At 44.2% G+C, this 23,078-nt stretch carries 24 protein-coding genes; 11 read left to right on the plus strand and 13 right to left on the minus strand.

What is annotated here, in order from left to right; translation table 11 throughout:
• Position 1 precedes the first annotated feature (1 nt).
• Positions 2–805 (minus strand): hypothetical protein, encoded by an 804-nt coding sequence (locus tag ABIX36_RS01895; protein WP_348080466.1) that lies wholly within the window; start codon positions 803–805, stop codon positions 2–4.
• The gene (locus ABIX36_RS01900) at positions 795–1,364 is read right to left on the minus strand and encodes a sigma-70 family RNA polymerase sigma factor (protein ID WP_348080488.1); all 570 of its coding nucleotides are present in this window, start codon (positions 1,362–1,364) and stop codon (positions 795–797) included. Before ABIX36_RS01900 ends, ABIX36_RS01895 begins: the two co-directional genes overlap by 11 nt.
• A gap of 116 nt (positions 1,365–1,480) precedes the next feature.
• On the opposite strand from ABIX36_RS01900, the gene ABIX36_RS01905 reads away from it, so the two are divergent.
• From ABIX36_RS01905 to ABIX36_RS01920, 4 genes are all read left to right on the plus strand, one after another.
• Positions 1,481–2,761, plus strand: coding sequence for an amidohydrolase family protein (locus tag ABIX36_RS01905; protein ID WP_348080467.1), 1,281 nt, complete (start codon positions 1,481–1,483; stop codon positions 2,759–2,761).
• Positions 2,762–2,831: 70 nt separating this feature from the next.
• A complete protein-coding gene (locus tag ABIX36_RS01910) occupies positions 2,832–4,976 on the plus strand; it encodes an alpha-galactosidase (RefSeq protein ID WP_348080468.1) in 2,145 nt (714 codons plus the stop codon).
• A gap of 41 nt (positions 4,977–5,017) precedes the next feature.
• Entirely contained in the window at positions 5,018–5,323 is a 306-nt protein-coding gene (locus ABIX36_RS01915; RefSeq protein WP_348080469.1) for a DUF4160 domain-containing protein, read from the plus strand.
• Positions 5,320–5,607: a DUF2442 domain-containing protein gene (locus ABIX36_RS01920; RefSeq protein WP_348080470.1), complete on the plus strand. Its 288-nt coding sequence runs from the start codon at positions 5,320–5,322 to the stop codon at positions 5,605–5,607. Before ABIX36_RS01915 ends, ABIX36_RS01920 begins: the two co-directional genes overlap by 4 nt.
• Here ABIX36_RS01920 and hemJ read toward each other — a convergent pair whose 3' ends face one another.
• The 10 genes from hemJ to hemA form a co-directional block, all read right to left on the minus strand.
• Positions 5,608–6,141 (minus strand): protoporphyrinogen oxidase HemJ, encoded by a 534-nt coding sequence (gene hemJ, locus ABIX36_RS01925; protein ID WP_348080471.1) that lies wholly within the window; start codon positions 6,139–6,141, stop codon positions 5,608–5,610.
• A gap of 89 nt (positions 6,142–6,230) precedes the next feature.
• On the minus strand, positions 6,231–7,256 hold the full coding sequence (gene hemE, locus ABIX36_RS01930) for a uroporphyrinogen decarboxylase (RefSeq protein WP_348080472.1): 1,026 nt from the start codon (positions 7,254–7,256) through the stop codon (positions 6,231–6,233).
• Positions 7,257–7,341: 85 nt separating this feature from the next.
• Positions 7,342–7,863: a tetratricopeptide repeat protein gene (locus tag ABIX36_RS01935; protein WP_348080473.1), complete on the minus strand. Its 522-nt coding sequence runs from the start codon at positions 7,861–7,863 to the stop codon at positions 7,342–7,344.
• 3 nt (positions 7,864–7,866) lie between these two features.
• Positions 7,867–8,571: a response regulator transcription factor gene (locus ABIX36_RS01940; protein ID WP_348080474.1), complete on the minus strand. Its 705-nt coding sequence runs from the start codon at positions 8,569–8,571 to the stop codon at positions 7,867–7,869.
• Positions 8,572–8,587: 16 nt separating this feature from the next.
• A complete protein-coding gene (locus tag ABIX36_RS01945; protein WP_348080475.1) occupies positions 8,588–9,457 on the minus strand; it encodes a HAMP domain-containing sensor histidine kinase in 870 nt (289 codons plus the stop codon).
• Between the two features lie 65 nt (positions 9,458–9,522).
• Positions 9,523–10,833 (minus strand): glutamate-1-semialdehyde 2,1-aminomutase, encoded by a 1,311-nt coding sequence (gene hemL / locus ABIX36_RS01950; RefSeq protein ID WP_348080476.1) that lies wholly within the window; start codon positions 10,831–10,833, stop codon positions 9,523–9,525.
• A 163-nt stretch (positions 10,834–10,996) separates the two neighbouring features.
• Positions 10,997–11,968 (minus strand): porphobilinogen synthase, encoded by a 972-nt coding sequence (hemB, locus tag ABIX36_RS01955; protein ID WP_348080489.1) that lies wholly within the window; start codon positions 11,966–11,968, stop codon positions 10,997–10,999.
• A 121-nt stretch (positions 11,969–12,089) separates the two neighbouring features.
• Positions 12,090–13,664 (minus strand): hydroxymethylbilane synthase, encoded by a 1,575-nt coding sequence (hemC, locus tag ABIX36_RS01960; RefSeq protein WP_348080477.1) that lies wholly within the window; start codon positions 13,662–13,664, stop codon positions 12,090–12,092.
• A 206-nt stretch (positions 13,665–13,870) separates the two neighbouring features.
• Positions 13,871–14,353: a hypothetical protein gene (locus ABIX36_RS01965; protein ID WP_348080478.1), complete on the minus strand. Its 483-nt coding sequence runs from the start codon at positions 14,351–14,353 to the stop codon at positions 13,871–13,873.
• A gap of 29 nt (positions 14,354–14,382) precedes the next feature.
• On the minus strand, positions 14,383–15,609 hold the full coding sequence (gene hemA / locus ABIX36_RS01970) for a glutamyl-tRNA reductase (protein WP_348080479.1): 1,227 nt from the start codon (positions 15,607–15,609) through the stop codon (positions 14,383–14,385).
• 154 nt (positions 15,610–15,763) lie between these two features.
• On the opposite strand from hemA, the gene ABIX36_RS01975 reads away from it, so the two are divergent.
• The 6 genes from ABIX36_RS01975 (at position 15,764) to ABIX36_RS02000 (ending at position 21,241) form a co-directional block, all read left to right on the plus strand.
• Positions 15,764–16,150: a DoxX family membrane protein gene (locus ABIX36_RS01975; RefSeq protein WP_348080480.1), complete on the plus strand. Its 387-nt coding sequence runs from the start codon at positions 15,764–15,766 to the stop codon at positions 16,148–16,150.
• A gap of 50 nt (positions 16,151–16,200) precedes the next feature.
• Positions 16,201–17,031: an alpha/beta fold hydrolase gene (locus tag ABIX36_RS01980; protein WP_348080481.1), complete on the plus strand. Its 831-nt coding sequence runs from the start codon at positions 16,201–16,203 to the stop codon at positions 17,029–17,031.
• 58 nt (positions 17,032–17,089) lie between these two features.
• Entirely contained in the window at positions 17,090–18,082 is a 993-nt protein-coding gene (locus ABIX36_RS01985; RefSeq protein ID WP_348080482.1) for an MBL fold metallo-hydrolase, read from the plus strand.
• Positions 18,083–18,299: 217 nt separating this feature from the next.
• A complete protein-coding gene (locus ABIX36_RS01990; RefSeq protein ID WP_348080483.1) occupies positions 18,300–19,178 on the plus strand; it encodes an alpha/beta hydrolase in 879 nt (292 codons plus the stop codon).
• Between the two features lie 159 nt (positions 19,179–19,337).
• Entirely contained in the window at positions 19,338–19,811 is a 474-nt protein-coding gene (locus ABIX36_RS01995) for a hypothetical protein (RefSeq protein ID WP_348080484.1), read from the plus strand.
• Positions 19,812–19,822: 11 nt separating this feature from the next.
• Complete coding sequence (locus tag ABIX36_RS02000; RefSeq protein ID WP_348080485.1) at positions 19,823–21,241, plus strand: hypothetical protein; 1,419 nt, start codon at positions 19,823–19,825, stop codon at positions 21,239–21,241.
• 104 nt (positions 21,242–21,345) lie between these two features.
• Here the strand turns inward: ABIX36_RS02000 and ABIX36_RS02005 are convergent, their stop codons facing one another.
• A complete protein-coding gene (locus ABIX36_RS02005; RefSeq protein WP_348080486.1) occupies positions 21,346–22,500 on the minus strand; it encodes a heparan-alpha-glucosaminide N-acetyltransferase domain-containing protein in 1,155 nt (384 codons plus the stop codon).
• 220 nt (positions 22,501–22,720) lie between these two features.
• On the opposite strand from ABIX36_RS02005, the gene trxA reads away from it, so the two are divergent.
• Positions 22,721–23,020, plus strand: a complete 300-nt coding sequence (gene trxA, locus ABIX36_RS02010) for a thioredoxin (protein WP_348080490.1) — start codon at positions 22,721–22,723, stop codon at positions 23,018–23,020.
• The last annotated feature ends 58 nt before the right edge of the window (positions 23,021–23,078 follow it).

Below are 23,078 nucleotides of genomic sequence, written 5' to 3' on the forward strand. Positions count from 1 at the left end.
GTTATTTATTGGTTGCTATAACTTCTTCTTTCTTAACTTTTATGATACCGAGATTGATCCCGGTGATCAGCGATTCATCATCGTCTTTGCTGCTGAATTCTATCAGCTTGTCTTTGCGTTTGTCCACCTTGCTTACCACTACGTTTATCAGGTCGCCAAAGCTGCGGATACGGTGTTTTTTTGGCTGCACAGCTGTAACAGTCTTGGCAGGCACTTGTTGGGCAGTCAGGCTGTTTACCGGGATCACTTTTACCTCGTCGGTAATGGTTGGGGCAATAGTTGTTTGGGCAATTACCATGGTATTGTTTATATCAGGCTTTACCGGTGTTAAGATCAAATCGCTTTGTGGCGCTGCTTTTGGTGCGACCTTTGCGATTTGCTGCTGGTTGTTCACCTCTTCAACTTTTACAGCGGGCAGGCTGTTGTTTTGTTTTTTGATGCTTTGCTTAGTACGTTGCACTTTCGGAGCTACCGATACGGCCAGAACCTGGGCGGGCTCTGTTGTTTTAATTACAGCGTCTGCTTTAACAGGCGCAATATTTATTTGCGGCTTAATACCCGTTTTAACACCTGCAGTTACCGGAGGCTTTGTGTTATCCACCTGCTTTAATTTCGGAATAAAAAACACGCCCGCAGTTACCAATACCAGCACACTGGCAGCTATGCTGATGAACGGCAACGCCGAACGGTTTTTACTATCGATAACTACTTCTGCAGCTATATTATCCCATAAGCCTTTGGAAGGCTCAACTTCAAAATCTTCCAACTTCGAGCGGAATAATTCATCAAATTCTTTATCCTGCATATTCATAGCTTTTTTTTTCGGCCTTCAATATTTGTTCTTTTAAAATAGCCCTTGCCCTTGATAATTGCGATTTGGAGGCACCCTCGCTAATGCCCACAATTTCCGCGATTTCCTTGTGCGAATAGCCGTCGATGGCGTAAAGGTTAAACACCATCCGGTAGCCCGGCGAAAGGGTTGTTATCAGTACTAATAGATCCTTCGCCTCCAGGCTTGATGCTGCCGCTGCATTTACCGATGGCTCCTGCCCGGCCTCGTCGATATCTACAACCTGCATCATGCGGTGATGTTTGCGGTAATATTCTATAGAGCTGTGCACCATTATCCGCCTTACCCATCCTTCAAAAGAACCCTCGCTCCTGTAATCTGCTATCTTCTGGAACACCCTGATAAAGCCATTCTGCAGCATGTCTTCGGCTTCCATACGGTCGGCAGCATAACGCAGGCAAACGCCCATCATTTTTGCAGCCAGCAGCTTGTAAAGCGTTTCCTGCGCTTTCCGTTGCCCCGTTTTACACCGGTGTACCAGTTCGTCAATAGTAAGCTTAGGTTCCAAACGCATCATTTAAAGGTAAGATGGGCAACTCGTTAAAATGGTTGCATGGCATCTAAAATAATTTTAAGTAAATTTCCACTCGTTTTCTCCCCCGCTATAAAGTAAGCTAAATCCTATCTACAATGAAAATAATTCGCTTAGTTCTGTTGTTAAGTATTTTGCCATGCCTGCAATTAGTGGCTCAACCGGGGCAGACTGTAAATTACACCCTTTTAAAGCCCGATCGGGTTTTCGACGGGAAAGAAATGCACACCGGGTGGTGGGTGCTGGTAAAGGGCAAAAGAATAGCCAGCGTTGGCGAAGCCTCTGCAATGAAGGTGCCTGCCGTTGCAACCGTTATCGAACTCAAAGGCTCTACATTAATGCCGGGGTTGATTGAAGGGCACTCGCACCTGTTTCTGCACCCTTATAACGAAACCAGCTGGGACAACCAGGTACTTACCGAAAGCCGCGCAGAACGCACCGCACGCGCGGTTCAACACGCAAATGCAACCTTATTGGCAGGCTTCACTACCGTGCGCGACCTGGGGACAGAAGGCGCCGCATATGACGATGTGGGCCTAAAGACCGCCATTAACAAAGGCATTATACCCGGGCCGAGGATGCTGGTAGCCACCCGGGCTATTGTAGCCACCGGGAGCTACGGACCAAAAAGTGATGTTACCGACCTTAGTCTGGTAAAAGGTGCCGAGGAAGCGGATGGCAACGAGGGTATAAGCCGGGTGGTACGATCACAGATTGGTCATGGTGCCGACGTGGTTAAAATATACGCCGATTACCGCTGGGGGCTGAACGACGCAACAACCCCAACTTTTACGCTGGACGAACTGAAAACAGCGGTGCAGGTAGCCAATACAAGCGGCAGGCAGGTTATAATGCATTCGAGCAGCGAAGAAGGTATGCGCAGGGCGATTATGGCCGGGGCCAGTACCATTGAACACGGCGACGGCGGCACGCCGGAGTTGTTTAAACTGATGAAAGAAAAGGGCATAGCGCTGTGTGCTACCCTGGCGGCAACGGAAGCCTACAACACCTATGCCGGTTGGAAAAAGGGTATAGACGCCGACCCGGCAAGCGTGAAGATTAAAAAAAACATCTTTAGCGCAGCGCTTAAAGCCGGCGTTACTATTTGCATGGGTGGCGATGTGGGTGTATACGCCCACGGCGATAACGCCCGCGAAATGCTGCTGATGGTAGAATATGGTATGAAACCGATAGATGTTTTGCGTTCCGCGACTTCTGTTAACGCCGAAGTTTTTGAATTGAAAGGCCTCGGTAATATCAAACCAATTTATTTAGCCGATATTGTGGCCGTTAATGGCGACCCCTCTGTTGACATTAAAGCCCTAAAACAAGTAACTTTGGTGATGAAAGATGGCATCATCTATCAGCCAAATAAATAAAGCCAACCAATATAAATCCTATATGAATTTCTTTGTACGCTCCTTTTCGCGATCTGTAATTATTGTCTTAATGACACTAAAGGGCTTCGGCGCTAACGCGCAGTCAACCGTTATCCCTATCGAAACAAAAAACAACGCCATTGTACTGCGTGTGGGTGATGATAAAAGGCTGAGCATGGTTTACTTTGGTGGCAAGCTGGCAAATAACACCGAATATGCCGCTGTACCCAAAGTAACCAAACAGGATAAATACGATAACGTGTACAATTCAGCGTACACTACTTCGGGCACGCATAACCTGCTGGAGCCGGCCATTGAAGTTACCCATGCCGATGGCAATAAGTCATTGGAATTGCAGTATGTAGATCATACCGTCACTAAAATAAATGATGATGTATCGCTGCTGAGCATCCGTTTGAAAGATTCGCTTTACAATTTTGAGGTAACGCTAAACTATCAAACCTACTATAACGAGAACGTAACCGAGCAATGGAGCGTGATCACCCATCACGAGAAAAAGGACGTGGTGCTTAATAAATATGCTTCGGCCAATTTGTATATACAGGCCGATAGCTACTGGCTGAACCATTACCATGGTGAATGGGCACAGGAAATGCGCGCCGAGGAAGAACAGCTGAACCACGGCATTAAAACGCTGGATAGCAAGTTGGGCTCGCGCGCGGATATTTTTCAGCCGCCGGTTTTTATGGTATCGCTTAACAAACCCGCCGGGGAAGACGAAGGCCTTGTACTTTACGGTAACCTGGAGTGGAGCGGTAACTTCCGTATAGATCTGGAGGTTGACCCCACCAACAACCTGCGCCTGATAGCCGGCATGAACAATTACGCGGCCAATTACACCCTTAAAGCGGGCGTAGCTTTTGAAACCCCTAAATTTGTTTACACCCTAAGCGATAAAGGCAAAGGCGAAGCCAGCCGTAACCTGCAAAGCTGGGCGCGCAAGTATAAAGTACTGGACGGCCAGGGCCCGCGTTTAACGCTGCTCAACAACTGGGAATCTACCTACTTCGATTTTAATAATGATAAGCTTTCGGCTTTGCTTAAAGACACCAAGGATTTGGGTGTTGACCTGTTTTTATTGGATGATGGCTGGTTTGGCAACAAATACCCCCGCAACGGCGACCACGCCGGGCTTGGCGATTGGGAAGTGAACAAAGCTAAACTCCCATTAGGCATCCCCTTCCTTACAAAAACCGCTAAACAAAACGGCGTAAAGTTTGGTATTTGGGTAGAACCAGAGATGGTGAACCCCAAAAGCGAGCTTTACGAAAAGCATCCGGACTGGGTGGTAAAACAGCCAAACCGGCCGGAATTTTATATGCGCAACCAACTGGTGCTCGACCTGAGCAACCCCGCCGTACAAAACTTTGTATTTGGTGTGGTAGATAAACTTTTTGTAGAGAACCCCGAACTGGCCTACATTAAATGGGATTGCAACGCGCTGATGTATAACGCCTACTCGCCTTATCAAAAAAACCAGGGCAACTTTTATACCGACTATGTACGCGGTTTGTACAGCGTGCTGGACCGTCTGCGTGCCAAGTACCCTAAAGTACCTATGATGCTTTGCAGCGGCGGCGGTGGACGGGTAGATTATGGCGCGCTTAAATACTTTACCGAGTTTTGGCCAAGCGATAACACCGAGCCTATCGAAAGGGTGTTTATCCAGTGGGAATACTCGTACTTTTACCCCGCCTTAACCAGCAGCAACCACGTTACCGACTGGGGCAAGCAGCCTATCAAGTTCCGTACGGATGTAGCCATGATGGGTAAACTTGGTTTTGATATTGTGGTAAGCAAGTTAAAGCCCGAAGAACTGGCCTATTGCCAGGGTGCCCTAAAAACCTATAAAGAATTCAGCGAAGCCATCTGGCACGGCGAGCAATACCGCCTGCAGGACCCCAAAACCAATGATGTAGCATCCATCATGTATGTAGATTCTGCTAAAAACAACGCTATCATGTTCAACTATTTAGTGAACCAGCGCTACCAGGCCGGCAGCCATTTGCCTATCCGCATGAAGGGTTTGCAGGAAGATAAGATGTACGAAGTAAGCGAAGTAAACATGATGCCAGGCCACAATTCCAGCTTCGCTACTGCAACCTACTCTGGTAAATTTTTGATGACCGTTGGCCTAAACCCCGATGCGCGGAGTGGAAGGAATAGTGTTTTAATAGCGGTGAGAGGGAAATAAAGAATTAACGCCAATTTTTGGTATATTAGCATTAGTAAATTATGCCAAAAATATTTGAATACTTAGGGATTATCCTTTTTTTCTATTCGAATGAACACGAACCAATACATGTGCATGCAACGTATGGCGGATTGGAAAGTAAGGCTGAGTTTTATATTATAGATGGCGAAATATCAGAAATAAAGATTAAGCTGGTAAAAGATAGAAAACCATTAAAGGGGGCCAAACTAAAAGATTTTGAAAAGTTCTTAGAAGCCTACGCCAACAAAATAGTTGAAAAATGGGTTGACTATTTTGTATATCACAAGAATATAGAATTTGAAAGAATCACCGAAAAACTAAAATGAAGATCATCCAAGATTATACCGAATTTGAATCAGTTGCTGATGTTATAGAAATTACATCGGCAACTTATATTGGTGATTACGCTATCAGAATATCTTTCAATGATGGCCATGAAAAGTTGGTGGACTTTAAAGCTTTTCTCACCAAATCTTTACACCCTTCCATATCGAAATACTTGAATGAAGATTTATTTAAGCAGTTCAACTTAGCTAATGGTAACCTCAATTGGAACGATTACGACCTCATATTCCCGTTGCATGACTTGCACAACGGGTTGATCAGATAACTACTTCTTCTCCCTAAAATACTTATAAATCTTCACGGCCGACATGATGATGAGGCTGAAAAGGATAATCCCGATAACGCCAAAGATCCAGTTCACCGCGCTTTTAAGCACCACGAGGAATACGATGGCGAAGAGCAATATAGTAGCCAGTTCGTTCCAAAGGCGCAATTGGATGGAGGTCCATTTGTAGGTACCTTTGGCCATCTGCCTCATTATTTTTTGGCAGGTGAAGTGATAGGCAATCAAACCTACAACAAAAGTAAGCTTTACGTGCAGCCAGGGCATTGTCCACAAGCCGGGGTTGAGGTGCAGCATGGTTGCGCCGGCCGCAATAACGAGATACATGCTCGGCGTTGCGATGATCCACCACAGCTTCTTCTCGATGATCTCAAACTGATCGGACAGGATGGTGCGTGCCGGTTCGGTTTTATCCTGTGCTTCGCGGTGGTAAATAAACAGGCGCACAATGTAAAACAGCCCCGCCATCCAGCAGACAACAAATATGATATGAATGGCTAAAACGTATGGATACATGCCCCCTCCGCCCCCTGAAGGGGGTACTTTTGAACTTCTATTAAAATAACCAACTCCTGTTCCCCCTTTAGGGGGTTAGGGGGCTGGATTTAGTACTTATATTCTTTTATCACTTCTACCGCGTACTTCACGTTATCAAACGGAATATCGGGCATAATGCCGTGGCCAAGGTTGAAGATGAAGCCGTTCTCGCCGCGCATACGCTCGAAAAGGCGGTGGATACGGTCTTTGATTACCTTTTTATCGGCATACAAAATATGCGGATCGAGGTTACCTTGTACCGCAATGCCTTTTGATAAGCGGTTCTTGATATCCAGCAGGTCAACATTCCAGTCGATAGAAATTACATCCGGTTTAGCTTCTGCCATCAGCGGTGCAAAAACCGAGCTGCCTTTACAGAACGATATCACCGGGATATCCTTACGGTTAAGCTTGCTGATGATCTCTACAATGTAGCGGTGCGAAAATTCGGTATAATCATCCCACGATAATGCCTGCGCCCAGCTATCGAAGATCTGCACCGCGTTTACGCCGGCAGCTATCTGTAGGTTTAAATAATCCGCAGTAACGGTGGCAATTTTCGATAACAGTTGATGCGCCATTTCGGGATGGTTATGCAGCATCAGTTTGGTCAGCTTAAAATCTTTTGAGGAACCACCTTCTACCAAATAACTCATTACGGTAAAAGGTGCCCCTGCAAAACCGATCAAAGGGATCTTACCATTCAGTCGTTGTTGAATAACCTTTATGGCATCGGCAACATATTGCAGCTTATCGCCAACGTTGGTTTGCAGGTTATCAATATCGGCTTGTGTACGCACAGGGTTGGCAAATTTAGGGCCAACGCCTTGGGTAAAGCTCAGATCGCCGCCCATGGCTTCACCTGTTACCAGGATATCCGAAAAGAGGATGGCAGCATCAATATCTAACAGGTCTACCGGCAGCATGGTAACATCCGCAGCCAGCTCGGGTGTTTTGCACATTTCCAGGAAGGAGTACTTGTTTTTGATCTCCCAATACTCGGGCATAAAACGGCCAGCCTGGCGCATCATCCATACGGGTGGGCGCTCGGTAGTTTCAGAAAATGCGGCTTTTAAAAATAACGAATCTCTCATAATTAGTAGAGAGGCAAGAGTTAAGAACCAAGAGACAAGACTTCTTTTTCTTCTTGTTTCTTGATTCTTATTTCTTGTCTCTGTTTTAGTGTTTTCTCAGTTCCTGCTCAACGCGATCTATCACGTCCTTCATTTTAGCAGTTATATTGTCTTTATGTTTCTCGGTTAACTGCAGGTAGGCTCGTGCCTTGTCGTAGTTACCGTTGCGTACGTTTATGTTGGCCACATGTACCAGGGCTGCAACGTGGTCGTTAGCACTGCGCAGCGGATATTGGGCGGCTATTTCGTAATGCCGCTCGGCTTCTTCGTATTCTTTCTTTTGCAGGCAGATACCGCCGTAAATAAACTCGTAAAAGCCCCTGCGCCTTTTGCTTAGCCACTCCGGGCGACCCACTTCGCTCAGCAGGCGTTCGGCACCGCGGTAATCTTTGTTGTGGAAATGTTTAGCCGCCAATACTATCGGCCCCTGCTTAAAATAGCCCCAAACCAGCAGCACAATAAACATTACCGACACCGCCGCCAATGGATAGATGTGCATGTATAATACCACCGAAAGCAGTACCACAAAAAGACCGGTGACTAATATGCGTGCCCTTTTTGTGAACATGTATTAATGCTGATCTGTAAACTTATAACCTACCCCACGGATGGAGTGAAAATAAACCGGGTTCTTAGGATCCGGCTCAAAATACTTACGGAAAGTAAGGATAAAGTTATCTATGGTACGGGTACTCGGGTACACATCATAGTTCCAAACGGTTTCCAGGATCTGCTCGCGCGATACGGCCTCATTGCGGCGCTCTATCAAAAGCTTCAGCAGCATAGTTTCCTTTTTGGTTAATGGGGTGATGCTGGCATCCTCGTTCACCAACTCAAACGAGTTGAAATGGATGGTTTTCTCGCCGATTTTGTAGCTGTTAAACTCTTTTAGCTCGTCACCTTTCAGGCTGCGTTTTACCAGGTTGTTCACCCGTAAAATAAGCTCTTCGAGGTTAAAAGGTTTGGTAAGGTAATCGTCCGCGCCTTTTTTAAGACCCGAAATTTTATCCTCATTGGTGTTTTTAGCGGTAAGGAACATAATAGGCACCTCAGAGTTTTCGAGCCTGATGGTTTCTGCAACCACAAAGCCGTCTATCTCCGGCATCATTACATCCAGTATCACCAGGTTAAAACGCTCTTCTTTAAAGATCTGGAGCGCCTTTTTACCATTATTTGCTGTAGAAACTTTGTAACCTTCCAGCTCCAGGTTTAATTTGATGGCTTCCAACAAATGATCTTCGTCTTCGGCTAATAAAATTCTTTTTTTAGGCATCATTCTATAAATTTAGGTATTATGCAAATACAACTTCAAAAACACTGCCGGCAGGGCGGTTGTCTCTCACCTTAATGCTGGCCTGGTGTTTGTCCAGTACTTCCTTTACAATATACAAGCCAAGACCGGTTCCCTTGGTATTTCGGGTATCTTCACTGCCAACACGGTAAAATTTGTCAAAAATGCGTGTTTTTTCACTGTCAGATATTCCGATGCCGTGGTCGGCCACCTGGAAGAACACCTTACCGTCTTTCTGAAAAAGTTTAACATCCACCGCCATACAAGGTTTTGAATACTTTACGGCGTTCTCTACCAGGTTGGTAACCACCGAAGTAAGCGCGAATTTATCACCGGTTATCTCAATCTTAGGTTCGATCTCGGCATTGATGATCTGCTGGTTGCAGTCGCATTTGGTTATCTGCAAGCGGTTTACAATGCTATCCACCAAAACCGACAGGTTAAACTCCGCTTTGGGGAAACTATAAGAGCGGTTATCTATTTTAGAGGCCAGCAGCATATTCTCCACCATATCATCCAATCGCTCTACATCCAGTAAGGATTTATCAATAAAATCCAATATCTGCGCCTTGGTCAGATCGCGCTTTTGGATAGTTTGCAGCAAGATTTTGATAGACGCCAGCGGCGATTTCAACTCGTGCGTAACCGATAGCAGGAAATTTTTCTTCTGCTCCATCAGCTTGCGTTCTTTTTTTACGGAGGCTTGCATGTGATAGGCACCCAATAAAAATACAATAATGAACATCGAACCCTCGCCCATAATCATGGCGAAACGACGGGGCTGTAGGCTCACCAGCATGTACCCCCACCACATCAATTCCGCCAGCGCGTAAATGATAATGGCATAAAATATAACAAGCGATCTTTTCATTTTTCAGTAGTGAATGGTGAGTGGTGAGTAGTTTAATGGAAACTGCTTACCGCTAAAGCAAATTATTATTGGTTAAATACAATATCAAGGCTATCAAATATAGCTGTTTTTGTTGTTTCCAAATCGGCTATTGTATGGGCCGATGATATAAAGCCAACTTCGTAACCCGAAGGGCCTAAATATATACCGCGGTTTATCAGTTCGCGGTGCATTGTTTTGAATTTGAGCATACTTGCCGGGTCAATATCATCCGCTGAGCTGATAGCATCCTTATCCGTAAAGGCAAACCAAAATATCGAGCCGATGGTGAACACTTTAAACTCATAACCCTTTTGGGCCACAAAGTTTTGTATCGATTTTACAAAGTCGGCAGTTTTTGCGTGCAGTTCCTCATAAAAACCTGGCTGCAGTAATTCGCTGAGCTGTGCAATACCTGCCGCCATAGCAACCGGGTTACCTGATAGCGTACCTGCCTGGTAAACCGAACCAACCGGCGAGATATGATCCATCACTTCTGCCGATGCCCCATAGGCACCAACCGGCAAGCCACCACCAATAATTTTTCCATAGGTAAGAATATCAGGCTGGATGCCGTAATATGCCGCAGCGCCCTCAAAACCAACACGAAAACCAGATATTACTTCATCAAATATCAGCAGCGTACCATTTTGGGTACAGGTATCTCTCAAGAAATTTAAGTATTCTTTGGTTTGCAACAGCAAGCCGTTGTTAGCGGGGATAGGTTCGATAATAACCGTAGCTATCTGATCCTTAAAATCCGCGAAGGCTTTTAGTAATGCCTCTTTATCATTAAGCGCTACCACGATGGTTTCATCTGCAAAAGCTTTTGGTACACCGGCGGATGAGGTTTCGCCAAACGTTACCAGGCCCGAGCCTGCTTTTACTAGCAAAGCGTCGGTATGGCCATGATAGCAACCTTCAAACTTTAAGATCTTATCCCTTTTGGTGTAACCCCTCGCCAACCTGATGGCCGACATCACCGCTTCGGTGCCCGAACTTACAAACCGTATTTTCTCAATAAAACGGTTATTGCTAATGATAAGCTCTGCCAGTTCGTTCTCCAACGCCGTTGGCGCACCGAACGACATCCCATTCTGCATCACTTCTATCACTTTGTTGCGGACAGCCGGGTGGTTATGTCCTAAAATAAGTGGCCCCCACGAGCAGCAAAAATCAATAAACTCGTTGCCGTCGGCATCCCAAATATGGCTGCCGTCGCCTTTTTCAATAAAAAGCGGCGTACCATAAACAGATTTAAAGGCGCGCACAGGCGAGTTTACCCCACCGGGGAAATAGGTTTTTGCTTTCTCGTACAGTTCTGCAGATTTTGCTCTGCTTATATCGGGTATACTCATTTTGTTATGTTATCCTACTCGTCATTGCGGGGAACGAACCAATCTCTGAACTTTGCATATCCGATTTGCTTATCGGGAGATTGCTTCGTACCTCGCAATGACGCTTTATTATTTTAGTGAAAGTCCAAAGCCTTTTACTTTTGACTTTAACCTTTTGACTTTATCAAAGCCACTTGTTCAACAACACTTCCTTAGCGTGATAGCTCAATATGGCTGTTGCGCCTGCCCGGCGGATGCTGGTAAGCACCTCCATGGTAGCGCGCTGCTCGTTCAGCCAGCCGTTTTGTACGGCGGCTTTTATCATGGCATATTCGCCGCTTACATTGTAGGCAGCAACAGGCAGTTCTGTGTTATCTTTTATCAGTTTTATTACATCCAGGTAAGCAAGCGCAGGTTTTACCATCAGGAAATCGGCGCCTTCCAATTCATCCAGGTTGGCTTCAATTAAAGCTTCGCGCTGGTTGGCGGGGTTCATCTGGTAGGTTTTTTTATCGCCAAATTTTGGTGCCGAGTTTAAGGCATCTCTAAACGGACCATAAAAAGCACTGGCGTATTTTGCCGAGTACGACATGATAGATACATTGGTAAAACCGGCATCATCCAGCGTTTTGCGGATGTAGCCAACCCTGCCATCCATCATATCGCTTGGGGCAATGATATCTGCACCACTGCGTGCGTGGGCGAGGGCCATTTTACCTAATACGTCCAGCGTTTCGTCGTTCAGGATCTCGCCGTTCTCTACAATCCCATCATGGCCGTCGCTGCTGTACGGGTCCATCGCCACATCGGTAATTACACAAGCTTCCGGGAATTCCTTTTTTACCGCACGGATAGCGCGCAGGTAAAGGCTTTCCTCGCGGTAGCTTTCGGTAGCGTATTTGTCTTTAAAATCGTCGTGGATGTTTGGGAACAGGTCGAATGATTTCAAGCCCAAATTCATGCAGCTCTCCACTTCGCGTAGCAAATTATCTATCGAATACCGGAAGATACCGGGCATGGATGCCACCTCTGTCTTCTGCTTTTCGCCATCCACAATAAACAGCGGGAATATCAGGTTAGCCGCGCTAACATGCGTTTCCTGCACCATCTGGCGGATAACTTCACTCTTCCGGTTTCTTCTTGGTCGTTGTAACATTGAGTTCATAGTTCATGGTTGATAGTTCATGGTAGAACCGGCAACCTCTAAATTAAATGTTTGTTCGTGATAGATAATCCGTAGCTCACTATGATCTATGAACCATCACCCATGAACTACCTTATATCCCAAACACCGCTTCTGCCAGGCCTATTTCATCCGGCGAGAAGGGGAGCGTATAGCTTACACCCATTTCTTCGAACTTTTTGCCGGTTGATTTACCTATGGCTATTACCTTTTGCTGTGGCTGTAACAGGTTATCTATAAAATACGCCTCTACGTTGCTCGGGCTGGTAAATACCAGTATATCGGCTCCGGTTGGCTGTACGTTCTCTTCCAATACGGTTTCGTAAACAGGGAGGTCGATAATCTTCGTTTCTGCCGATAAACCCTGCTGAATACTCCTCATCGGGCTATCCGCCCCCGGGAATAATATAGCTGTACCATTTGCCATGGCCGCGAAATCTGCGGCTACATCTGCGGTATCGGTACTTTCGCCAACAAAATCGGCAAAGTGGCCGTTTTTGCGCAGCATATCTTCAGAACCCGTACCCATTACGCCAAACTTTACCTTTTTGGGGAAAGTTGGATTTAACTGGAAAAAGTATTCAACCGCGTTTTTGCTGCTGAAGAACACCCAATCTATATTTTTAAGGATGTAGCTATCAAAACGGGTAATGGTGCGTACCGTACGAATTAACGAGCGGGCCTCTATCTCTATCTTATTTTTTTCTAATGCTCTGCGGAAATAACTTCCGGCAGAAATATCGCGGGATATAAAAACCTTCAGCGGGAATTTGCGGTCTTTGGCAAATTTGGCTACTATCCGTTCCGGCAAGCCTTCCAGCGTGTCAGATTCAATAAAAAGCCTGTCGGGGAAGCCTTCGCCATCCTCGGCTTTGCTGGTAAAAACCTGGTATTTATCATCGTCCTTGCGGCAATAAACACCAAGCGGCAGGTGGCAGCCACCGCCGAATAATTTAAGTACGGTACGCTCTACAGACAGTTCCGCAGCCACATCTGGATGGTTAAGGTCTTGCAGAGCCTCATATAATATATGGTCGCGTTCGCGAACTTGTATAGCTAAAACACCTTGCGCGGGTGCCGGTATAAATTCCGTCGCGCCTAATTCCTCCACATGAAATTCATCCAGGTTAATACCTAAACGACTTACGCCCGCTTTGGCCAGCATAATAGCGTCGTACTTTTCGTCGCGCAGTTTGCCTATGCGGGTAGGTACGTTTCCACGAAGGTCTTTTATCTCCAGATCGGGGCGAACGGCCAGCAATTGTGCTTTGCGGCGGTTAGACGAAGTACCCACCAGGCCGCCAAACTTTACGGATAGTTTTTGGCGCACATCTGTACAGTCCTTCAACACCAATAGCAGTTCAGCCGGGTCTTCACGTTCGGACACCGCTGCGATGACTAATCCAGGAGGGTTTTCGGTAGGAAGATCTTTATGCGAATGCACGGCGATATCTATGGTGCCGGCAATCAGTTCTTCCTCCAACTCCTTGGTAAAAAAGCCCTTACCTTCCAGTTTATCAAAGCTGAGGTTGAGGATGCGATCGCCCTGTGTTTTTATAATTTTAAGTTCGGCGGATATGTGTATCGCTTCCAGGCTATCCTTTACAAAGTTGGCCTGCCATAAAGCTAATTCGCTGCCACGCGTTCCTATAATTATTTTTCTGTCCAAAGGGATTTCTATTTTCCTGCAAATTTAATTTTTTATGGGGATGGTAGAGAACAGGAATTGAATGAATTGCAACAAAATGACCTTTGTATTAAGTAAAAAGTTGAAAGTTGAAAGTAAAAAGTAAAAAATGCAATAAAGCTATTTGCTGCCGCGAGTTTAGCGCAGCGTAACTCGTGGCGCAAAAGGGGGTTTTCTCTACATGCTTATTAATAAAAACTCCAATACTTTTCGTCGACATTAGGGTTTGCGCTTTTCAATGCTTCAATAAACTTATTAATTTTTTTACCACTGTAAGCCTTAAAAGTAAGCGTTTCTTCGTCTTTATTTGCGGTTAAATAAGTAATCTCAAAAGACCGGGCCTGACTCTTAACGTAGCTTTGCTTTAGCTTTACAGCAGTAAACCGGCTAAGGGGGATAGTGTATGTTTCTTTATTGCGTTTATCAATAACTATCAGGCTGGTAGCGTTATACTCCAAAACTATTCTATCGCGATAGATGTAAAAAGAGATAAACAGGCAGATGCTAAAATGTATTGCACGTTGCAGCAGATTGAGAAGATCGTAATCGGTTTTAATTACCACATATTCAAATATGGCAACGGGGGAAGGTAGCGATAATACAAACCATATCATTACGGCCAATATTATTTTTTGAAACAGGTTGTATTTTAGGGAAAGGCGCTCATTCATTCTGAACGCCAAATTAAGAAATTTGCTTGTTAATTACTGTTGATTAATATATCCTTAGCCATGATCATAGGCACGCTGATATATTTTTTCTCCATGTAATTCATCACCTTTTCGAGGATCTCGCGCGATTCTTTGTCGAGGCTCTGTACTTCTTCGGCAAATACGGTATTTACGGCGTTATTGCGGATCTCTTTTATCTTCTCGGGTACCTGGCGCATCGCCAATTCTATCCTGCGTTGTTTAAGCATCACCAAAAACTCGTTGATGTTTTGCTCAATGATGGTTTCGGCGTGCGATAATTCGTGGTAGCGCTCCTGCAGGTTCTTTTTAGCAACCTCGTTTAACGAATGCACTTCAATAAAGTTCACCTCGAATTGCTCCAGAACTTCGGCGGCTGTATCATTCGGGATAGCCAGATCTACGATAGTTTTCCTGTCGGTATCGCCGTTTAAAAGAGAAGCGTAAATTTCTGTAGTAATAATAGGCTCCACTGCTGATGTGCAGGTAATAATAGCATCGAAACCTCTTTTATACGTTTTCAGATCTTCCAGTTCAAAAGCCTCGCCGCCTAAATCGTTGGCAAGCTGCTGCGCCTTAGAAAGCGTACGGTTAAAAACAGAGAAGTTAGAAAATTTATGTTTTTGCAGGTATTTAGATATATTCCTGTTGGTTTCGCCCGCACCAATGATGAGGATACGCGCGTTTGAACAAAGTTTAAGGTCTTTTAATTTACGGTAAGCCAATGATACTACCGAAATTGGGTTTTTAGAGATATTGGTATGGGTGTAAACTTCTTTAGCGGTTTTCACCACGCACTCCATTATCAAACGGAGCTTATCGCCCGTGAGGCCAGCTTCGCGGCCACTTTCATAAGCTTTGCGTAGTTGAGCAAGGATCTCCTTTTCGCCAACGATAAGGCTTTCTAAAGAGCATGAAGTACGCAGTAAATGCTCCATAGCGGCATGGTCTTCATATATAGAAGCAGCATCCAGGAATGTCCCCATGGAATTGTGGCAAAGGCCCATTCCTAAAGAATCGATAAACTGATGAGCAAACTCCTTATCTACCTTTTGCGGTGTGGACAGTACAAATTCTACACGATTGCAGGTAGCAAGGTAAAATATTTCGTTTATACCAAAACGGGCCTTAACTTCATGAAGTTTATCGGTAAGATTTTCCTGGCATAATACCAACTTTCCCAATTCCTTCAGCTCGATTTGTTTATGCGTAAAAGCTATTACCTTTAGATACTTCAAAGCAGTTTTAAATTTGACCCAACAAAAATAGCATACTGTAGAGGATGCAATGTCAAGGCTTTGTCAAACAGAGGTATTTAGAATGCTTATAAATAAAATAGAATTTACTTATTAAGCGCACTAAATTTATAATATTTCCTTTTTAAACAACATTATGGCTATAAAAAATACAAATATCAAAAAAATCAGTCTTGTGATATTGGTCATATTTTATTTTTTGGCCGGATGCAACCACTTTTATAACCCGCAATCGTATTACCATATAATTCCGTCATATCTTCCTTATCCCATAGCATTAAATATTTTAGCCGGCATTTTTGAAATATTATTCGCCCTGATGCTCATATTCCAAAGAACAAGGCGGCTCGCGGCGTATGGCATCATTTTAATGCTCCTTGCTTTTTTGCCGGTACATATCAAAATGGTTATTGATGCTCCTGTAATATTAGGTACGCTAAAGGTGTCCCTTTTGGTTGCCTGGATCCGCCTGGTAATATTACAACCATTGCTCATACTTTGGGCATGGTGGCACAGGGAGTAAATAGCATAAGTGTATAAGTAATCTTGCTTAATCATTATTAAATTGCGGCCATGATCCGCAAAAACTACTATACCATCCCGGGCGCCAAAGGCAGGGCAATGCTGGCCGATGTTACCTATAACGATACCAACCCGAAAGCGCCGCTGGTGATCTTCGCGCATGGCATCCGCGGGTTTAAAGATTGGGGTACGCATAATCTTGTTGCCCAATATTTTGCGGAGAGTGGGTTCCGGTTCCTTAAATTCAATTTCTCGCATAACGGAACCACCACGGACAGCCCCACAGATTTTGCCGACCTGATCGCCTTCAGCGATAATACTTTCACCATGGAACTGGAGGACCTGACCGCCGTTATTGATTTTGCCTGCGGTGGATCGTACATGCCCGCTGTTAGGGAAGTTTACCTGATTGGGCACAGCTTGGGCGGCGGTATCAGCATTGTTAAAACCGCCGAAGATAAGCGCATTACCAAACTGGTTAGCATGGCGGCTATCTCCAGCTTTTATAACCTCTGGCCAAAACAAGCCGAGCAGCAATGGAAGCTACAGGGCGTAATGTACATGCGCAACTCGCGCACCGGCCAAAATATGCCCTACAAAGTAAGCCTGCTGCAGGATCTGGAGAAGAACCCCGACCGCCTAAACATTGTTGCAAAAGCAGCCCATATTAAACAGCCCTGGTTAATTGTTCATGGCGACGAAGATACCAGCGTGCCTTTGAGCCATGCGGAGGCACTGCATACCGCCCAACCCAATGCTAAATTGGCGGTTATAAAAGGTGCCGACCATGTGTTTAATGCTGTGCACCCTTACCTTACCAACGAGCTGCCTGCCACGCTATTGCAATTTTGTGATGTTTCTATTGAATTTTTGAAAGAATAGGTCAGATGTTGCAATCAATAACATGGTTTTTTGCGTTATTGCGCTAAATACTTGTTATATGAGCTTATCCGGATCGCGCAAGAAAGGAAACAAATTCATCAATACTATCCCTACCGAATCTGCCGGGTTGGGCAAAATGCTGCCGATATTAAAGGAATACATCAATAATAAGGCAGAAAACACGCCGAAGATAACCTTGGGTCCGTTCAAAACCGATATTTCCATTTACGATACCCCGCCGGAAAGCGGCCTGCGTATTACCTGGGTGGGGCATTCCAGTTTATTGATTGAAGTTGACGGCATCCGCATCCTTACCGACCCGGTTTGGAGCCAGCGGGTATCCTTTTCCCAATCGTTTGGGCCAAAACGCTTTTTTCAGCCGCCCATAGCATTGGCCGATCTGCCAAAAATAGATGTAATCATCTCTTCTCACGACCATTACGACCATCTTGACAAAGCCACCATTAAGTTTTTTGCGGATAAGAACGTTCCTTTTATTTGCTCATTAGGTGTATGTACCTACCTTGAAAGCTGGGGTATACACAAGGCTTTTATCCACGAGGTAGATTGGGGCGATAGCGTGATGATTGGCAACTGCAGCATTATAGCCGCACCTGCGAGGCATTTCTCGGGCAGGGGCATTACGCACAGGGACGAAACTTTGTGGTCGTCTTTTGTGATCAAAGGGCCGCAGCATAATATTTATTTTGGTGCCGATTCCGGCTACTCGCCAGATTTTAAAGTAATTGGCGAAACCTTTGGCCCTTTCGACCTGACGATGCTGGAGATAGGCGCCTATGGTACCTACTGGCCGGATATCCACATGGGGCCCGATAATGCCTCCAACGCCCATATCGACCTGAAGGGCGATATCATGATGGGGATCCACTGGGGCACTTTTAACCTGGCTCCACACGCCTGGTACGAACCCGCCGAACGCCTGGTGCAATTTGGTAAAGACAAAAATATCAAACTCTTCCTCCCTGAACCCGGTAAACCTACCGAAGTGCTGCCATTGGTTACCAATTGGTGGAAGAAGTTTATGAGCTAAGAGGCGTCCCGATAATTGTTGCAATATTCAGTTATAAAACAGATATTTAAGGCAACCGGTTAACCAAACCGTCATGCCGAATTTATTTCAGCACCTCACATGGCAGGCAGCATGCATAGGAGCAAATATAGTGGCTACCTTTATGACGGGGTGGTGAAACAAGTCAACATGACATGAGGCACTTGCTTTTGTCCACTGATATATTAAACGCTATGTTATGATACACTCTTTTCGCTATTCCTTTTCCATAATGTTGTTGATTTGCGCGCTGGGCGCATCCGCGCAAACCGTTATCCCCCTTTGGGAAAAGGGCGCTCCGGGTTTTGAAAGCCGCCGCAACGAGCCCGAGCAGGCCAAAGACTATTGGGTGAAGAATATCCATAACCCATCGCTCACCATTTACGCTCCGCCCGCGGGTACGGCCAACGGCGCAGCGGTAGTAGTTTGCCCCGGTGGCGGGCATAGGTTGCTTGTATACAATTCCGAGGGTGTTGCCCCCGCCAAATTTTACAACAGCCTTGGCATTACCGTTTTCATTTTAAAATATCGCCTTGGCCGCGACAGCGCCTCGCCCTATAAAATTGAGGTACATGCCAGGCAGGACGGCTACCGTGCTATGCGAATGGTACGCAGCCGCGCCGCCGAATTTGGTATCGACCCAAACCGGATTGGCCTCATGGGCTTCTCTGCCGGTGGCGAACTGGTGGATATGATCGCTTTTGGCGGTTACGAGGGCGACCCAAAAGCTGCCGACCTTATAGACCGCGCCAACTCCAAACCCAACTTTATTGTACAGGTTTACCCCGGCCCCTCTTACGTGCCGGAACACATCGCCGCTGACGCGCCTCCCGCCTTTTTGGTAGCCGCTAACGATGATGCCTGCTGCTCGTTACCGCTCATACAGCTTTTACAGCGCTATCGCGAAGCCAAAGTACCTGTAGAAATGCATATGTACGCCCGCGGCGACCATGCCTTTAATATGGGCACCAACCGCAAACTTAAATCCATCAACCACTGGCCCGACCGCCTCGCCGACTGGCTGGAAGACAGTCATATTTTACAGCCGGAAAAGGATTTGAAAAAGGTGATGCATTAAGGGGTGGTGGAGGCGTTTAAACTTAGAAATGTTTTAATACAATGCAGGATTTACTTACACTACACTTAAATTCAAATCGTTGTTAGCAACAATGATGTACTGCTTAAGTAAATATGTATCTTATGCTGTTTTTTATGAATAAAAGTTACTTAAAAGTAGATGATTGTTTATCACGGATGTAAATCATTATATGGAGACAAACTTTATTGTCCTATTATCAACTATGACTTGCGTAATGGCAAATCAATTGATCAGGCGTTATTTAAAGCCCAAACTTTGCTTGATGACCTAACTGCCCCTATTGACAAATTTATGTTACAATCAGCATTAGATGATGCTCAAAAAACATCGTTTAAAAGTCCCTTTATATCGACAACCCCATACAGGTCTATAGCTCGATCATTCGCTTTAAATCGAGGAACGACAGGATTTATTTATACAATAGAAGGTCCAGACGATTCGTTTTTTGATTTTAACAATGTTAGGGCAAAAAATAATTTCCCACCACATAAAACATTTGAATGGATGAATGAACTTGGCATCCCGCTGGAATTAAAATTGCCGTTTGAAATTATTCAAATAGAAGAAATATCTGAAATAATAGAAATTGCACAAGTTGTTTATAAAAAGTAACTTTAGATAATATGGATACTGCAGTAAAAGAATTATTTAATGATTCATTAGATACCATGGGACTGAACTACGTCAAATATAGTCAGCTACCTTTGAATCTACGCGGAAGAACACTTTCAAACGATATATTTAACGAAATCTCAAACGACATTGAACAATGTAATTTGTCTGATGAAAAATTTTATGAAAAAGAAATTTATGATTTTAGTGAAAATGACTTAGAAACTCATCAAAAAATAGTGCACGCGTGCATAGCTTTGGTTTGTTTAGGGCACAATAGTTATATAAAACCTTTGATTAACTATTTGGACTTTCCAGAAATCCGATGGACAATAAAAATCGACTATTTACTAAACACGCTCATAAATTCTCGTAATGGAACATTTAAGGTCCCAACACATGCGGAAAAAATCAATTGGCAAAATCTATTTATTTCAAAAACTTTTTATTCAAACTTGAAAGATATCAGTAATATCATTTTAACTGATGATAAAAAACAAAGATTTAATTACTACGAATATTCTTACAAATTCAATTTCTCAAATGACTTGGCTCCGTTATCGTCGATTGACTTTTCGAAAAAAATCAGTGACGACCTAGAATGCGCTGAATATTATTACCTAAATTGTTATAGCAGGCTAAAGCGTAAGGACTACAATAATTTTATAACTTTTATTGATGATTCAATTGATGACAGCAAAATTCCATTTATTAACACAATTGCAAAATCTGTTGTAGATGTCTTTAATGATTTGGATATCGATTTCAATGTTAATTTTTGGAAAAATAAATTGATTGATGAAAAAATAGGCGTTTTAAGTTCGGTATTTTTTTATAGAATTTTCAATTCATTCCATTCAAATAAAAACCTTGCAAGGGATTTTGTAAAAATCTTTCTTGTTGATTCTTTAAGTTTTGAAAAAAACAATGGCTTTGAAAACATATATAAATCTACCAATAAAGGAGAGTCAATTATAAATTACTGCTTTTTTATAAAAGATTATGAAACATATCCTCGGAGTGTGAAACTAAAAATCACTGAACTCGACTCTATATGCTCTTACAAAGTAAGGGATTACGTGGCCAATATTTATTCCAGTGAAAAGGAGTCGCTTGTACTATTTAGTCAATATCATAAACCAGGATCAAAGCAACTGTATAAGTCTTTTAAAAAAAGATACAATAAAAATACTGAGATACTCGGTCAGTTATCCATATTAAAAGACATACTTTCTAAATATTCAGAATTCTATAAGAAAATTTCAATATTGAGAGATATTAGAACTGGCTTTGAATCATCTTATCTATCAACCAAGAATGTCAAAGAAAACATAAAAGATGAGTATGTAAATTTATTTCATAACTGGATTCAAGAGACAACTAAAGAGATTCACAACGTTAATGATGATAACTTTATTGATTTAATGTAATCATCATTGCCTTCAATCTCACCAAAAAATCGCTATTTATTCGATATTAGCTCCCAAAGAACACTGTTAATAACAATGCCTACACTTGCGAAAACAACCCCGTTTTACACATACGATAACCACCAATGTTTATGCGTCCGTTTATAATTGCCGTACCATTTGCAGGGGAAATAAAACGCGGCGATTACAAATATCCAAAACAAGTACACCACCCATAAGGGATAACCGAAACCCTGCGCCTGCCACACAATAGGGTTTCCGTCCGATTTGTAGGCGAGGCCGCTTAACCCGATCAATGCAAGATTAATAATCCTGAGCAGGCAAAAATGCGCTATAAAAAAGAAGTAGGGCACATTGCCATAAACCTCGAAAAACGCTGTTAGCCGGTTATTGAAATTTTCGGCAAGAGCCAATAGCACCATTATCGGCCCCAGGGTCATTAAAAGAAAGAGCAGCGAGGGTGGTTGTTTTGCAGCGTTAAGAAAAGCTAATATAGTATGGGCAAGATTGCGTTGATGGAACCACGGCACCGGGTTGCCATAAAGGTTTATTAAACGTAACAGAACAAACAGCCCCATGAATGAAAAACCTGTAAGTAATAATATGGCCCGTCTTTTTTTGGCATCTGCACCGGTCTGATACAATTTCCCGAATACATAGCCCAACAACAGCGGCCCTGCCCAAATGATGGGCGCATATAATCCTAACAAATTTCGGTTAGCGCTAAGCGATACAAACGACGCCCCGGCTGTCACAAAAAATTTAAGCAAGCCGTCTGCTGTTTTGTTTTGGAGTGGCTGAATGTGATCCAGTGCATTATGGCCAAATATGACCAGCACAGCTATTGCGGCGATAACCCATCGCGGTGCATAGATGAGCCCAGCCAGGAGGATCATCCCGAACCCAATGGCTGCTAAAACTTCCAGCACCAACAAATGATACTGCAAGCTGAAACTGAACAGGAAGCTCATGATGAGAAGGTCTGAAATGATGAGCCAAACGCCCCTTTTAAGCAGGAACAGGCTAAGTTCATGTTTCGTCCTCCGCTGCCCGGCCAGGAATACGGATACGCCGCTGAGAAACACAAATGTTGGCGCACAGTAATGCGTTATCCAACGGGTAAAAAACAAAACTACTGTAGTGCTTTGCATATCAAGCGGTGACGAAGGATAATGCAGAAAATCGCGGGTATGATCCAGCGCCATGATGACCATGATGAGGCCGCGGATGATATCGATAGCGTGGAAACGTTCTTTCATGGGTTCGGTTAAAATTTATTAGGGTGACGCTGCGATATAAATATCGTTGTTTCCTTTCATACTTTACAAATTTGCAGGCAGCATAATGCTCTGTACGCCAAAACGAATGACATGCTGTATAACGCGTCGACTTCTGTGTTCACCAAGGCCGCTATAAAACTACATTAGCGTGAAACGTTTTACCCTGCCGTGCGTTATTTTTGTTCAGGAGAATAACACCATGGCAAACTTTCAGGATATAATAGCATCAGATAAACCTGTTTTGGTAGATTTTAGCGCCGAATGGTGCGGGCCCTGTAAAATGATGCCGCCCATTTTAAAGCAGGTAAAGGATGCCCTGGGCGATAAGGTAACCATCATTAAAATAGATATCGACAAAAACCCTGCGGCAGCCAGCACTTACCGAGTGCAAAGCGTACCCACGCTAATGGTTTTCCAAAACGGTGAAAGCAAATGGCGACAAAGCGGCGTAATGCAGGCCAGCCAGTTGCAGCAAATAATCCAGCAGTATATTAAGTAGTGAGTTTGAGTAGTGAGTAGTGAGTAGTGAGTAGTGAGTAGTGAGTAGTGAGTAGTGA

The organism is Mucilaginibacter sp., from assembly GCF_039925265.1.
GTDB lineage: Bacteria > Bacteroidota > Bacteroidia > Sphingobacteriales > Sphingobacteriaceae > Mucilaginibacter.

What these genes read in the sequence shown, in the direction of transcription:
- ABIX36_RS01910 (WP_348080468.1), top strand. Translation starts at nt 2,832, where the DNA reads ATGACACTAAAGGGCTTCGGCGCTAACGCGCAGTCAACCGTTATCCCT.
- hemB (WP_348080489.1), bottom strand. Translation starts at nt 11,968, where the DNA reads ATGTTACAACGACCAAGAAGAAACCGGAAGAGTGAAGTTATCCGCCAG.
- ABIX36_RS01915 (WP_348080469.1), top strand. Translation starts at nt 5,018, where the DNA reads ATGCCAAAAATATTTGAATACTTAGGGATTATCCTTTTTTTCTATTCG.
- ABIX36_RS01985 (WP_348080482.1), top strand. Translation starts at nt 17,090, where the DNA reads ATGAGCTTATCCGGATCGCGCAAGAAAGGAAACAAATTCATCAATACT.
- hemE (WP_348080472.1), bottom strand. Translation starts at nt 7,256, where the DNA reads ATGAGAGATTCGTTATTTTTAAAAGCCGCATTTTCTGAAACTACCGAG.
- ABIX36_RS02000 (WP_348080485.1), top strand. Translation starts at nt 19,823, where the DNA reads ATGGATACTGCAGTAAAAGAATTATTTAATGATTCATTAGATACCATG.
- ABIX36_RS01965 (WP_348080478.1), bottom strand. Translation starts at nt 14,353, where the DNA reads ATGAATGAGCGCCTTTCCCTAAAATACAACCTGTTTCAAAAAATAATA.
- ABIX36_RS01990 (WP_348080483.1), top strand. Translation starts at nt 18,300, where the DNA reads ATGATACACTCTTTTCGCTATTCCTTTTCCATAATGTTGTTGATTTGC.
- ABIX36_RS01995 (WP_348080484.1), top strand. Translation starts at nt 19,338, where the DNA reads ATGATTGTTTATCACGGATGTAAATCATTATATGGAGACAAACTTTAT.
- ABIX36_RS01895 (WP_348080466.1), bottom strand. Translation starts at nt 805, where the DNA reads ATGCAGGATAAAGAATTTGATGAATTATTCCGCTCGAAGTTGGAAGAT.
- ABIX36_RS01975 (WP_348080480.1), top strand. Translation starts at nt 15,764, where the DNA reads ATGGCTATAAAAAATACAAATATCAAAAAAATCAGTCTTGTGATATTG.
- ABIX36_RS02005 (WP_348080486.1), bottom strand. Translation starts at nt 22,500, where the DNA reads ATGAAAGAACGTTTCCACGCTATCGATATCATCCGCGGCCTCATCATG.
- ABIX36_RS01940 (WP_348080474.1), bottom strand. Translation starts at nt 8,571, where the DNA reads ATGATGCCTAAAAAAAGAATTTTATTAGCCGAAGACGAAGATCATTTG.
- ABIX36_RS01900 (WP_348080488.1), bottom strand. Translation starts at nt 1,364, where the DNA reads ATGCGTTTGGAACCTAAGCTTACTATTGACGAACTGGTACACCGGTGT.
- ABIX36_RS01935 (WP_348080473.1), bottom strand. Translation starts at nt 7,863, where the DNA reads ATGTTCACAAAAAGGGCACGCATATTAGTCACCGGTCTTTTTGTGGTA.
- ABIX36_RS01905 (WP_348080467.1), top strand. Translation starts at nt 1,481, where the DNA reads ATGAAAATAATTCGCTTAGTTCTGTTGTTAAGTATTTTGCCATGCCTG.
- ABIX36_RS01980 (WP_348080481.1), top strand. Translation starts at nt 16,201, where the DNA reads ATGATCCGCAAAAACTACTATACCATCCCGGGCGCCAAAGGCAGGGCA.
- ABIX36_RS01920 (WP_348080470.1), top strand. Translation starts at nt 5,320, where the DNA reads ATGAAGATCATCCAAGATTATACCGAATTTGAATCAGTTGCTGATGTT.
- hemL (WP_348080476.1), bottom strand. Translation starts at nt 10,833, where the DNA reads ATGAGTATACCCGATATAAGCAGAGCAAAATCTGCAGAACTGTACGAG.
- hemJ (WP_348080471.1), bottom strand. Translation starts at nt 6,141, where the DNA reads ATGTATCCATACGTTTTAGCCATTCATATCATATTTGTTGTCTGCTGG.
- trxA (WP_348080490.1), top strand. Translation starts at nt 22,721, where the DNA reads ATGGCAAACTTTCAGGATATAATAGCATCAGATAAACCTGTTTTGGTA.
- ABIX36_RS01945 (WP_348080475.1), bottom strand. Translation starts at nt 9,457, where the DNA reads ATGAAAAGATCGCTTGTTATATTTTATGCCATTATCATTTACGCGCTG.